The 11,861-nt window shown below is 47.4% G+C and carries 11 protein-coding genes and 2 pseudogenes (1 of these 13 running past the window's edge); 9 read left to right on the top strand and 4 right to left on the bottom strand.

What is annotated here, in order from left to right:
* Window positions 1-14 precede the first annotated feature (14 nt).
* Complete coding sequence (locus ACRRNK_RS12785) at window positions 15-773, bottom strand: metal ABC transporter ATP-binding protein (RefSeq protein ID WP_433943128.1); 759 nt, start codon at window positions 771-773, stop codon at window positions 15-17.
* Window positions 774-805: 32 nt separating this feature from the next.
* Window positions 806-1,723 carry a metal ABC transporter solute-binding protein, Zn/Mn family gene (locus tag ACRRNK_RS12780; RefSeq protein WP_433943127.1) on the bottom strand — a complete coding sequence of 306 codons (918 nt, stop codon included), beginning with the start codon at window positions 1,721-1,723 and terminating at the stop codon, window positions 806-808.
* Between the two features lie 339 nt (window positions 1,724-2,062).
* Between ACRRNK_RS12780 and ACRRNK_RS12775 the strand changes: the two are divergent.
* From ACRRNK_RS12775 to ACRRNK_RS12765, 3 genes and pseudogenes are all read left to right on the top strand, one after another.
* Window positions 2,063-2,710, top strand: a pseudogene (locus ACRRNK_RS12775) (HAD family hydrolase); the annotation flags it as partial.
* Window positions 2,711-2,784: 74 nt separating this feature from the next.
* Window positions 2,785-3,282, top strand: a pseudogene (locus tag ACRRNK_RS12770) (N-acetyltransferase family protein); the annotation flags it as partial.
* An 84-nt stretch (window positions 3,283-3,366) separates the two neighbouring features.
* Window positions 3,367-3,780 (top strand): GNAT family N-acetyltransferase, encoded by a 414-nt coding sequence (locus ACRRNK_RS12765; RefSeq protein WP_433946885.1) that lies wholly within the window; start codon window positions 3,367-3,369, stop codon window positions 3,778-3,780.
* A gap of 58 nt (window positions 3,781-3,838) precedes the next feature.
* Here the strand turns inward: ACRRNK_RS12765 and ACRRNK_RS12760 are convergent, their stop codons facing one another.
* Entirely contained in the window at window positions 3,839-4,039 is a 201-nt protein-coding gene (locus ACRRNK_RS12760; protein WP_433943126.1) for a hypothetical protein, read from the bottom strand.
* 175 nt (window positions 4,040-4,214) lie between these two features.
* Between ACRRNK_RS12760 and ACRRNK_RS12755 the strand changes: the two genes are divergently transcribed.
* The 5 genes from ACRRNK_RS12755 to pulA all read left to right on the top strand — a co-directional run bounded on the left by ACRRNK_RS12755 (window position 4,215) and on the right by pulA (window position 10,191).
* The gene (locus ACRRNK_RS12755; RefSeq protein WP_433943125.1) at window positions 4,215-5,261 is read left to right on the top strand and encodes a FecCD family ABC transporter permease; all 1,047 of its coding nucleotides are present in this window, start codon (window positions 4,215-4,217) and stop codon (window positions 5,259-5,261) included.
* A gap of 3 nt (window positions 5,262-5,264) precedes the next feature.
* Window positions 5,265-6,290, top strand: coding sequence for a FecCD family ABC transporter permease (locus ACRRNK_RS12750; RefSeq protein WP_433943124.1), 1,026 nt, complete (start codon window positions 5,265-5,267; stop codon window positions 6,288-6,290).
* Between the two features lie 159 nt (window positions 6,291-6,449).
* Complete coding sequence (locus ACRRNK_RS12745; protein ID WP_433943123.1) at window positions 6,450-7,229, top strand: TIGR00266 family protein; 780 nt, start codon at window positions 6,450-6,452, stop codon at window positions 7,227-7,229.
* 77 nt (window positions 7,230-7,306) lie between these two features.
* Entirely contained in the window at window positions 7,307-8,077 is a 771-nt protein-coding gene (locus ACRRNK_RS12740) for an RNA polymerase sigma factor (RefSeq protein WP_433943122.1), read from the top strand.
* Window positions 8,078-8,238: 161 nt separating this feature from the next.
* Entirely contained in the window at window positions 8,239-10,191 is a 1,953-nt protein-coding gene (pulA, locus tag ACRRNK_RS12735) for a type I pullulanase (RefSeq protein WP_433943121.1), read from the top strand.
* A gap of 91 nt (window positions 10,192-10,282) precedes the next feature.
* On the opposite strand, the gene ACRRNK_RS12730 is transcribed toward pulA, so the two are convergent.
* Window positions 10,283-10,969: a metal-dependent hydrolase gene (locus ACRRNK_RS12730; RefSeq protein WP_433943120.1), complete on the bottom strand. Its 687-nt coding sequence runs from the start codon at window positions 10,967-10,969 to the stop codon at window positions 10,283-10,285.
* Between the two features lie 94 nt (window positions 10,970-11,063).
* Between ACRRNK_RS12730 and ACRRNK_RS12725 the strand changes: the two genes are divergently transcribed.
* Window positions 11,064-11,861, top strand: partial view of an MsnO8 family LLM class oxidoreductase gene (locus ACRRNK_RS12725; protein ID WP_433943119.1) — the 5' portion only. The gene runs 96 nt beyond the window's last position; the window shows 798 of its 894 coding nt (coding positions 1-798); the start codon lies at window positions 11,064-11,066; its stop codon lies beyond the right edge, outside the window.

Genomic DNA, 11,861 nt, shown 5'->3' with positions numbered 1-11,861 from the left:
GATCCTCCTTTTCTCTAACTTGTAATTAAGGAAGCTGGGTTATGTTGGTCAAGTATAGTTAAGCGTCCACCATAAGTAAGCTGCAGAAGGTCTGTGGTGAACGTCTGATCTACAGGCCCAGCTGCCACGAGACTCACATTCAGCAGCACTACCCAGTCGAAATATTCCTTCACTGTGTTCAGATCATGATGTACCACAAGCACGGTCTTGCCCTGCTGCTTGAGCTCATTCAGAAGTGTTATGATGGCTTTCTCGGTTGCTGCATCCACACCAACGAACGGCTCATCCATGAAATACAGACTTGCATCCTGCGCCAACGCCCTTGCCAGGAAGATTCGCTGCTGCTGTCCTCCCGACAGCTGGCTGATCTGCCGGTCAGCGTAGTCCATCATTCCAACCTTTGCCAAGCACTCCATCGCTATTCTCCGTTCTTCCCGGCCGGGCCGCTTCAACCATCCCAAATGTCCATATCTCCCCATCATCACAACATCAAGGGCACTGGTGGGGAAGTCCCAGTCGATGGATTCCCGCTGCGGCACATATCCAATCCGTTGTCTCTGCTGGGCGTAAGGCTCTCCATAGATTAAGACCTCACCCGAGAGCCGGGGAAGGAGGCCGAGGGCCGCCTTGATCAGTGTGGATTTGCCGGCGCCGTTAGGGCCGATAATCCCAATTAATTGGCCTTCGGGCACCTCGAAGCTGATATCTCTCAGGACAGGTTTTTTCTGATAAGCAACAGATAAGTTCTGAATGATTAACGGGCATTCTTTCATTTGACCAGTCTCCCTTCAAATAGGATGCTCATTTATTTCAGCGCCTCCGCAATAGTCTTCACATTGTGTCTCACCATTCCAATGTAGGTTCCTTCGTGCGTACCTTCCTTGCCCATCGCGTCAGAGAAGAGCTCGCCGCCGATCTTGATCTCATGACCTTTCTCTCTAGCACCCTGGATGACGGCGTCAATGGCCTTTCTAGGTACGCTGGATTCGATGAAGACGGCTTTGATTTTGTTACTAACCAGATAGTCTCTAAGATCAGTTACATCCTTGGTTCCAGCTTCGGAAGCCGTGCTTATGCCTTGTAGTCCCATAACCTTGAGATGGTAGGCATCTCCGAAATAACCGAAAGCATCGTGCGCGGTAACCAGCACGCGGCTAGCCTCCGGAATAGTGAGGATCTGCTCGATTACCTCTTGATGCAGCTGTTCTAGCTGCTTGAGATAAGCTGCAGCATTGTTCTTATAATCTTCGGCATGGGCCGGGTCTTTCTCGGTCAACGTATCTCTTACCTTCTCGGTTGCCTTCATCCACAGCCGTACATCGAACCAGATGTGCGGATCATACTCGGTCTTCATAAGCGCCCCCGATCTCAATGCTGAACGCTCAATAGAGTCGGAGACGGCAACGGTGGTCTTTGTCTTAGCCATGTTCTCGAAGATTTCAACCATCTTGCCCTCTAAATGCAATCCGTTGTAAAAAATAATATCGGCCTCATCCAGCTTGCGAATATCACCTTGAGACGCCTTGTACAGGTGAGGGTCCACGCCGGCCGACATGAGCCCGGTAACTTCTACATGGGAGCCTCCAACCTGTCTGGTAATATCCGTGATCATCCCGGTGGTGGTTGTAATCTTGACCTTACCTCCATCCTGGTAGGACAGAGACTTGCTGTTCCCGCAGGCTGATAGGACGATGATGAGACTCATCCATATCAGAATTATCATCCTACTTGAGGGTAAGAATCTGTTACCATGTCTTCCTTTGACTCGCTCTTTCATTACATGCTTCACTCCTTTGAATGTTTTTGGAATTTCCAACAGGTAGGCCAAGCATATTGCATTGTGGCATATTTGTTTCCTATAGGAAACTTTTTGGATAAAAAAAGCCGTTTAAGATGTATGTATTTCCCATAAACTACAATATTAGCATACACCAATAAAAATGCATGTACAACAAATTTTTTCCCTGAGGAAACATTGTGCTGTATTTCAAATCCATTGTTATTGCTGTAAAATACTGACGAGATAATCGATCTGTAGAAAGAGGTGCTTACGATACTTTAATACAATCACTATTTATTTGATCTGGACGGAACACTAACAGACCCGGCTCCGGGTATTACCAAATCGGTGCAATATGCGCTTTCCAAAATGGGTATCGTGGAGGAGGACTTAACCAAACTTCAATCCTTCATTGGACCGCCACTGCAGGAGAACTTCAGTAAGCACTACGAATTTGATCAGACAACAACATGGCAGGCTATTGAATATTACCGGGAATATTTCAAAGAGAAGGGCTTGTATGAGAATGAGGTATATGGCGGAATTACAGACCTGCTCGGCCTGCTGAAGTCGAAAGACAAAAAGATATATGTGGCAACCTCGAAACCTCTTGTCTTCGCATCGGAGATTCTTACCCATTTCAGGTTAGATCACTATTTCACAGGGATTTTCGGAAGTGAGCTGGACGGTACCCGCTCGAATAAGAAAGAATTGATAGCTTATATAGTAGATACACTTCAGCTGGATCCAGTGAAGACCGTAATGATTGGGGACCGAAAGCACGATATTCTAGGTGCCCAACCTAATCAAATTCATAGCGTAGGTGTAGGGTATGGTTATGGATCGAAGGAGGAGCTTCTAGGGGTACAGCCAACGTACTATTATGAAACCTTGGATGAGCTTATCCAGGCTTGCCTGGCAGCTCTTTAATATTCCCGGTACCCATGTATAATGTATTTAGTAACTTACACATTAAATACATCACCGGAGGCGCGCAAAAGACCATGACATCCTATACGATAACCGATGCTAAGCTTGACGATCTTGAGCAGATTGTACATATATATAACAGTACTATTGCAGGTAGACAGGTCACAGCAGATCTTGATCCTATCTCTGTAGAGAGCCGGATTTCCTGGTTCCATGAACACTCTCCGGATCACAGACCTCTTTGGGTGCTGCGGGTCGGTGATGAGATCGCCGCTTGGCTTAGTTTTCAATCGTTCTACGGAAGACCGGCCTATAATGGTACGGCTGAGATAAGTATCTACATTGCAGAGGCTTCCCGTGGACAAGGATTTGGCAAAATTCTGATTCAGAAAGCGATTGAGGAATGCCCCCGGCTATCCCTTACACGTCTGGTTGGTTTTGTCTTTGCCCATAACGAACCCAGCTTGTCCCTTCTGAAGAAATTTGGCTTTGTTCAGTGGGGGTATTTGCCCGAAGTGGCCATGTTGGACGGCGTAGCAAGAGATCTGGTGATTATAGGCAAGGTAATCAATCCCGTGGACCAGCCTGCCCTAAATCAATCTTCATCAAACACGCTTTCCATTGAACAGGTTAGTAGCACCGATTCGCGCCTCCATATGCTAGTAGAGGAGCTAGACTGTGAGCTGCGGGACAGATATCCCGGGGAACCTATCTTTGGTATTGATTTCAGTGATCCTGCGGTGGAATCCATTACCTTTGTTCTTGCGCTTTGGAATGGTAAGGCTGTAGGCTGCGGCGCAACAAGACCGCTTAATCAGGAAGTGACAGAGCTTAAGAGGTTTTATGTAAAGGAAGAATACCGCGGCCGTGGTATCGCATCTTCCATGCTTGAGAAGCTTGAGCAGCAGGCTCGAAAGGACGGGTATCGTCGGATTCGTCTTCAGACGGGGATCAATCAGCCTGAGGCTATCGCTCTGTATGAGAAATATGGTTATGAAAGTATTAGCACATTTGGTGAATATACGCAGACAGAAGTCAGTGTTTGCTATGAGAAATCTATAGTAGAATAGCAAGGAGTACATGCGAGAGCAGCCGTTCGGGAATCGGGACGGCTGCTCTTATTTTAGTTTAACAATCGTAACCGCAGTGAACGACTCTTCTTGTTACGACAACGTGATGAACAGGTACGGGCACATGGTGAATCCGCTTTACGACCTCGATTTCATGAATAACAGGCACAGGTTCCGGTTTGAACACATCTTCATAAATTACCTTTTTATCCGTATAAATCGGCCGTGGGTCTGAACAATTTGATGGTTGTAATGCCACAATCATCAGCTCCTCTCTTGGGATAATACACATCATATTACACATACGACTATATGGTATGGACGTTTGGTAGGGTTAATAAGAGAAATTATTGACTGTGAGAATCGTTATCAATACAATGAACTGTAGACGAAAGAACGAATTATTTTACTAACTTCTAAAAGGATGATTTCATATGTCTGCCTCATCGCGAGACTCGGATATAAATTTAATTCAGCAGAGCAGCCGGCCAATCACAGCTATGATCATCATGGCTACTGGACTAATGATGCTGGTTCTTCTTACAGGTCTATCTGTAGCTACCGGCTCTTCTGCTATTTCACTTAGCACTGTGTGGCAGGCAATCATTCACTTCAATCCAGATCTGCAGCAGCATCAGGTGATCAGGGAACTTCGTATTCCCCGAGCTTTGGCAGGTGTATTAGTCGGTGCTTGTCTGGCTGTTGCCGGAGCCTTAATGCAGGGTCTGACCAGAAATCCGCTCGCAGACTCGGGACTGCTGGGCCTGAACGCAGGAGCGGGTTTCGCGATAGCTGTATGCTTTGCATTCTTTCCTTCTGTTGGATCAGCGGGATTGATGTTCTTCTCCTTCGCTGGAGCAGCGGTCGCGGTCGGCATTGTATACGGAATCGGTTCGTTGACCAGAGGAGGAATAACCCCGATCCGGCTGACTCTGGCAGGCGCGGCGGTCAGTGCTTTATTTGTAGCACTAAGCACAGGTATCGCTGTGTACTTTAATCTGGGACTGGAGCTTTCGTTCTGGTATGCCGGCGGGCTTGGAGGGACCAAATGGACCCAGTTAGACATGGTGTTCCCTTGGGCTGTCATTGCACTGGCGGGTGCGCTGATGCTCTCTCGTTCAGTGACTCTCCTGAGCCTCGGAGAAGAGGTGGCGTCCGGGCTTGGCCTGCGAACTGGCTGGGTTAAGGCGGCAACATTGGTGGTTGTTATGGTTCTTGCTGGAGGTAGTGTATCGATTGCCGGTATGATCGCATTTGTTGGCTTAATGGTTCCGCATCTTGCCAGGTACATGGTGGGTGTCGACTACCGCTGGATCATTCCTTGCTCAGCAATTCTCGGCGGCCTGCTGGTTGAAATAGCCGATATCGCGGGACAATGGCTGGACCCCACATATGGAACGCCTCTAGGTGCGGTGATTGCTCTGTTAGGTGTACCGTTCTTCATTGTCTTCATACGGCGTTCGGGAAGGGGGCTGATCTAGTCTATGAATAAGCTCCTGATCTCACAGGCAGAGAGCCGAAGGAGAGCCCGAGGTATCGTCGTAATGCTTACACTTTCGATTCTGATATTAATCATGTTCCTAATCAGCATGAATTTGGGCCAAATCCGTCTTACGCCTTCCGAAGTTCTACAGACAATAATTGGACGGGGAACACCGAAGCAAAACTTGATTCTGTTTGAATTTCGTCTGCCGCAAATTATAATCTCGGTTATGGTTGGAGCAGGACTTGCGCTCTCGGGTTGTTTGCTCCAGGGGGTAACAGGCAACTCCCTGGCGGAGCCGGGAATTCTCGGGATTAATTCTGGAGCGGGACTTGCCGTGTTGATCTTTGTATATTTATATCCCGCGGAGCTGCTGGGCTCGGTCTATCTTATGCCTGTTCTTGCTCTGGTCGGTGCTGGAGCCTCCGCAGGCCTGATCTATTATCTTGCATATAAGAAAGGGGACGGCCTCTCAGCTATCCGACTTGTTCTAAGCGGAATTGGTGTAGCCGCCGGAGTTAACGCTTTTACCATAGTGATATCGTTGAAGCTTGACCCCCAGAATCATCAGCTGATCTATACCTGGCTGGCCGGTAGTATAAGAGGAACGGACTGGACTTACGTGCTTTCTTTCATTCCCTGGCTGCTTATCCTTGTTCCTTATTCCCTATATAAGGCGAAAGTGCTGAATGTTCTGACACTGGGCGATTCGGCAGCGAAGGGTCTGGGAACGGCGGTCAATCGGGAGCGATTTAAGCTGATGGCGGTAGCTGTAGCCTTGGCAGGTGTCTGTGTTGCGGTTGGAGGAGCGATTTCATTTGTAGGTCTGATCAGCCCTCATTTGGCACGCCGGCTAGTTGGTCCCAAGCATCAATTGCTGCTACCGACATCCATGTTATGTGGAGGGTTCCTAATGATTTTGGCTGATGCCGTGACCCGTGTGAGCTCAGTCTCAATTCCGATCGGAGTTGTGGTAGCGGTTATCGGGGCCCCCTATTTCCTGTACTTACTCGCTAAAGCTAAATAATATAAATTAGCCTAAAAGAGACTTCCGAACATTAGAATATGTTAGGCGGTCTCTTTTCAATTCAGGCTGTTATAATACTTTTAAACGACATCTTATTTTGCAACTATGATCACTCTTACGCGTAAATAAAACAGAAGTTAAAGTTGGAGGCGAATGTACATGAGTGCACATGAAATTGATTATCAAATTTTGGGTGAAGAATTGCAGTGTGTTGAAATTCAGCTGGACCCCTCAGAGAGTGTTGTAGCTGAGGCTGGCAGTTTTATGATGATGGATCAGGATATTAGGATGGAGACCATCTTTGGCGATGGCGCGCGTGGGAATGGAATGATGGGCAAGTTAATGGGAGCTGGCAAACGGCTCTTGACAGGTGAGAGCTTGTTCATGACCGTCTTCACGAACGCAGGTCGTTATCGCCAGAACGTAACTTTTGCCGCACCTTATCCGGGTAAAATCATTCCGCTCGATCTTCAGATGCTGGGCGGTAAGGTAATCTGTCAGAAGGATGCATTTCTGTGCTCCGCGAAAGGGAACTCGATCGGAATTGAATTTCAGCGCAAGCTAGGAGCGGGCTTCTTCGGTGGAGAAGGCTTTATTATGCAAAAGATCGAGGGGGACGGCTGGGCATTTGTCCACTCGGGCGGTCTGGTAGTGGAACGTACTCTTAATCCTGGTGAGGTTCTTCGTCTGGACACAGGCTGTCTTGTAGCGATGACGGCTGGCGTGGATTATGATATTGAATTTGTAAAAGGAATCAAGAGCGCGCTGTTCGGCGGAGAAGGGCTGTTCTTCGCGACACTTCGCGGACCAGGCAAGGTATGGGTTCAGTCCCTTCCGTTCAGTCGCATGGCAGACCGGGTTATGTCGGCGGCAAGGTTCGGTGGAAGTAAAGAAGAAGGAAGTATTCTCGGCGGACTTGGCAACTTGTTCGAGAGATAAATTTTTTCATGAATTTGCGTATCCATTGACGGGCATTCTTCGTTTAATAACGAAGAACTGTGGAAAGGAAGATTGCCATGAGCGTTAACGTATCAATCGAACTCCCTGCTCCTGTACCCGCAGTGGAGCTTTCGGAGCTCCGCTCCACATTGCTCGGCTATTGCCTAACTCTGACCGGATCGAAGTGGGAGGCGGAGGACTTGGTACAGGATATCTGTCTGAAGGCTCTGCCGGTTATTCAAGGGATTAAATATCATGAGAATACGAAGGCTTACTTGTTCAGAGCGGCACGAAACCAATGGATTGATCACTTGCGAAGACAGAAGGTGCTTGATCGTAAGCTAGCTGATCTACAATACGAATTTAATCTTGAAGACCATGCTGATGTGGATACAGAGGATGTTACGAGTGTAATGAGACATGTATTGAAGCATCTGTCTCCATTGCAGCAATGTATTTTTCTATTAAGGGACGTTCTGTCTTATACCTCACGCGAGGTGGCGGATAAGCTGAATATGACTGAAGGAGCTGTGAAATCTGCTTTATATCGAGCGAGGGTGGCCCTTGCCTCCGTTAATATGACACGAGAAAGCCTGGTAGAATTAGAGGCTCTTGCTGGAGTTACGGAGCATTCTAAAGCGGAGCTTCATCAATATTTGCTGGCAATTCGCCATGAAGATGCAGATCTTCTAGTTCAAATGTTGAATAATGATCTGGCTGAACCACATCTTGTCATCAACATGTTCCGTAGCGGACTAGTTGGGCATGCTTCTGCCAAGAAGCATTCTTCTCGTTTCGCCAGTTCGCCTACAATGTACGCAGATCCTGTTCTGAGACTGTCAGCGTAGCTTGATGTAGAATGAATCCCTTGTAAGCGGAACACAATAATTCATGATGTCTTATTTTTCGTCTTCAAATAGCCGATAATCTCCTTTATAATGTTAAATAGTTTGGAGTGCAAACGATTGCCAACAATACCATGAATTTCATTTTCAAGGAGTGAGTCAGCTTGTCCGTACAGATCGACAGAAATGTTCATATAGATTATGGAGATCCCGCCAGAACTGGTGGAATCTCCATTTTTGCACCTGAGTTTGATGAGCACTATTTTTATGATGGAGATGACCTGGGGGTCCGCTATAGTAAGAAGAGATCTGCATTCCGTCTGTGGGCGCCTACGGCCAGCGAGGTGTTCGTAGTCCTATACCGGACTTGGGATGGGCGTTCCGAACGTCTGGTTCCAATGAATGAGGATGTTCGTGGCACTTGGACACTACAGATTGATGAGGATTTGAACGGCTATTTATATACTTATCTTGTCCGCATTGGAGATCAGTGGAACGAAGCAGCCGATCCTTATGCAACCGCTGTCGCGGTAAATGGAGACCGCGCAGCAATTGTTGATCTAGCTGGAACCAATCCGGAACGATGGACCGATGAGAAGCCTCCTTTTAGTAAAGCAACAGATGCTATTATCTATGAGGCACACATTCGTGATTTCTCAATCCATCCAGAGAGCGGAATCACCCATAAGGGCAAGTATCTTGGTATGACCGAGACCGGAACACGTGGACCTGAAGGGATCAAGACGGGACTCGATCATATCCTAGGACTCGGTGTAACTCATGTTCAGCTGCTGCCGATCTATGATTACTCAACTCAAAGTGTGGACGAGACCCGCCTTGATATTCCCCAATATAATTGGGGGTATGATCCTAAGAATTACAACGTTCCAGAAGGCTCCTACTCGGTAGATCCGTATCAGCCTGAAGTCCGTATTCGCGAGTTGAAACAACTGATTCAAACTCTGCACGATCAGGGCCTCCGCGTCATTATGGACGTGGTGTACAATCATGTTTACGATGGATATGTTATTAATTTCACCAAGCTTGTACCCGGTTATTACCTTCGTTATAACAGTCAGCAGGAATTCTCTAATGGTTCAGGTTGTGGAAATGATGTGGCTTCTGAACGGAAAATGATGTCCAAGTTCATTGTCGACTCTATCCTCCATTGGGTTAAGGAGTACCATGTCGACGGCTTCCGCTTTGATCTTATGGGTCTCTTAGACGTGGACACTATGAATGAGATACGCCGTAGGCTGGATGAGATTGATCCTTCGCTGATCACGATTGGAGAAGGCTGGATTATGGAGACTGAGCTTCCTTCTCACAAGAGAGCGAATCAGCACCAAGCCCGGCAGATGCCGGGAATCGGATTGTTTAACGATGTCATTCGGGATGCAATTAGAGGACACGTGTTTGAAGCGAGAGAGAAGGGATTTATCAGTGGAGGTCAAGGCCTTGAGCATGCAATTAAGCAAGGGGTTACCGCCTGCATTGACTTTGACGATTGGATTAAAGGCTTTGCGGCCGAGCCTACGCAGACTGTGACCTATACGGAGTGCCATGATAACCATACCCTATGGGATAAGATTCTGGTGTCCGTTGACGGGGAAGAGAACGAGATTCGTCGTCAAATGCACCGGCTTGGATCTTCAATCGTATTAACCAGTCAAGGTATTTCCTTCATACATGCTGGACAAGAGTTCTGCCGCTCCAAATTTGGTTTTGAGAACAGCTATAACCTCCCGGATGAGGTTAACAGGCTCGATTGGGAACGGTGTGCGGAATACAAAGATGATGTAGAATTTATGAAAGAGCTGATTAAGCTTCGTAAAGAGCACCCTGCCTTCAGACTGGAGTCGGCTGAATTAATACGGAAGCATTTGCGCTTTGAAGCAAGCCCTAGTAATACAGTGGCATATACCCTTCGTCATCATGCAGGAGGGGACCCGGCTGAACATCTCTATGTGCTGTATAATGCGAGACGGGAGGCTGTCTCCCTGGAGCTTCCTGTACTTGGTGAGTGGAAGATCATCCATGGTCGAGAACAAATTAGAAGTCTTAATTCGAGTAAGCTGGAAGTCGATGGGATCGGTATGGTTATTTTAGCTGTATAGTTCTATAGTAAAAGATGAATGCCCCCTTCCATAAGGATAGGGGGCTGTTTGTTACTAAATGATTACTTTGGTGTACAGTCGGTTGTTTTAGCTAGGTCAGATCAATGGACTCTCCCGGCTTCAAAGCTTGTCCAGTTAGACCTGCTTGTTTGAGCCGGTTGACGAACTCATCCCCATTTTGCTCAATTGGAGGGAAGGTATTATAGTGGACTGGCACGGTGATCTTGGCTTGAAGCCACTGTGCTGCAAGCAAAGCGTCGTCAGGACCCATCGTGAAGTAATTTCCGATCGGAATCATCGCAACATCAATAGGATGTTGTTCACCTATGAGCTTCAGGTCACTGAACAAGGCGGTATCTCCTGCATGGTACAGGGTGATCTGGTCCAGTTGTATGATTATGCCTGCTGCGACACCCAGATAAAGATTTACTCCATCCTTGGTTATGGATGAACTGTGCAGTGCCGGAGTGAATTTAATCGTCCCAAAAGGCAGGCGAAAAGAACCACCAAGGTTCATTCCAATAGTGTCCAGACCCAGATGTTCGAAGTAATTGGCTAGTTCGACGATGCCCACTATTGTGGCTTTGTTCCTACGTGCAATTAGCTCGGCATCCCCAATGTGATCCGAATGGCCATGAGTGAGGAGTACATAATCCACTTCGATGTCCTCTGCGCTGGCAGTGGCCAATGGATTCCCTGTAAGGAAGGGATCGATAATGAACTTGTACTCGCCAGTGTCAACATAAACGGTGGAATGTCCCAAGAAAGTCAGTTTCAATTGTCTCACCTCGTTATGTCTATTTGGTAATTAATTTACAGTTTTAGAGTAACATACTCTTTGGAGGAGAATCAAAGTGCGAGAGGTGTCAAACATGGAATCGATTAGGCTTAGCGTCTTGGACCTTGTGCCTCAATATAATGGTGTACGTTCAGAGGTTGCCCTTCAGGAAGCAGTCCGGCTTGCGATACACAGTGAAACTTGGGGTTATGATCGATATTGGGTCGCGGAGCATCATGATTTGGAAGGTCTGGCCTGTACTTCACCAGAAATATTAATGTCTCATATCGGTGCAAGAACGCAGCGGATCCGTCTGGGCTCAGGGGCGCTACTTTTGCCGCATTACAGTCCGATGAAGGTAGCTGAATCTTTTCATCTATTATCTTGCCTGTACCCGGGAAGGATTGATCTTGGGATTGGCCGTGCTCCAGGGGGGCCAGCTCATGCATCAATGGCGTTAAGCGGTAACTTTCTTCAGAATGTGACTGATATGCCTTCCTCTATGGATGCATTGATCAAGTTCTTTGAGAATGAGTACCAATATGAAGATCATCCTGTGGTGGCTCGTCCGATTCCACAAGACCCACCTGATATCTGGATGCTTGGAACGAATGAGAAGAGTGGGAAATATGCAGCGGAATTTGGAACCGGCTATGTGTTTGGTCATTTTATGAGTGAGCATGACGGTGAAAGTGCCTTGAGGGCTTACCGGGATGAATTCAGACCCGGTAAGCTTAGACAGATTCCAGATACCATGGTAGCGGTCTCGGTCATATGTGCTGAATCGGAGGCAGAAGCTCATTCGTTAATGTCGCGAGCTTCCACACCGATATCAAAGAGCCTTGTTGGAGACCCTGTTAAAATACATGAGGATTTAAGAAGGCTGCAAAGC

This window comes from Paenibacillus sp. SN-8-1 (genome assembly GCF_050995535.1).
Taxonomy (GTDB): Bacteria; Bacillota; Bacilli; order Paenibacillales; family Paenibacillaceae; genus Fontibacillus.
The sequence above is the reverse complement of the archived record's forward strand: the minus strand, read 5'-3'. Positions and strand labels throughout refer to the sequence as shown.

Excerpts from the sequence above, each read along its gene's own strand:
- ACRRNK_RS12785 (WP_433943128.1), bottom strand. The coding sequence starts at position 773 with ATGAAAGAATGCCCGTTAATCATTCAGAACTTATCTGTTGCTTATCAG.
- ACRRNK_RS12780 (WP_433943127.1), bottom strand. The coding sequence starts at position 1,723 with ATGATAATTCTGATATGGATGAGTCTCATCATCGTCCTATCAGCCTGC.
- ACRRNK_RS12765 (WP_433946885.1), top strand. The coding sequence starts at position 3,367 with ATGCTAGTAGAGGAGCTAGACTGTGAGCTGCGGGACAGATATCCCGGG.
- ACRRNK_RS12755 (WP_433943125.1), top strand. The coding sequence starts at position 4,215 with ATGTCTGCCTCATCGCGAGACTCGGATATAAATTTAATTCAGCAGAGC.
- ACRRNK_RS12750 (WP_433943124.1), top strand. The coding sequence starts at position 5,265 with ATGAATAAGCTCCTGATCTCACAGGCAGAGAGCCGAAGGAGAGCCCGA.
- ACRRNK_RS12745 (WP_433943123.1), top strand. The coding sequence starts at position 6,450 with ATGAGTGCACATGAAATTGATTATCAAATTTTGGGTGAAGAATTGCAG.
- ACRRNK_RS12740 (WP_433943122.1), top strand. The coding sequence starts at position 7,307 with ATGAGCGTTAACGTATCAATCGAACTCCCTGCTCCTGTACCCGCAGTG.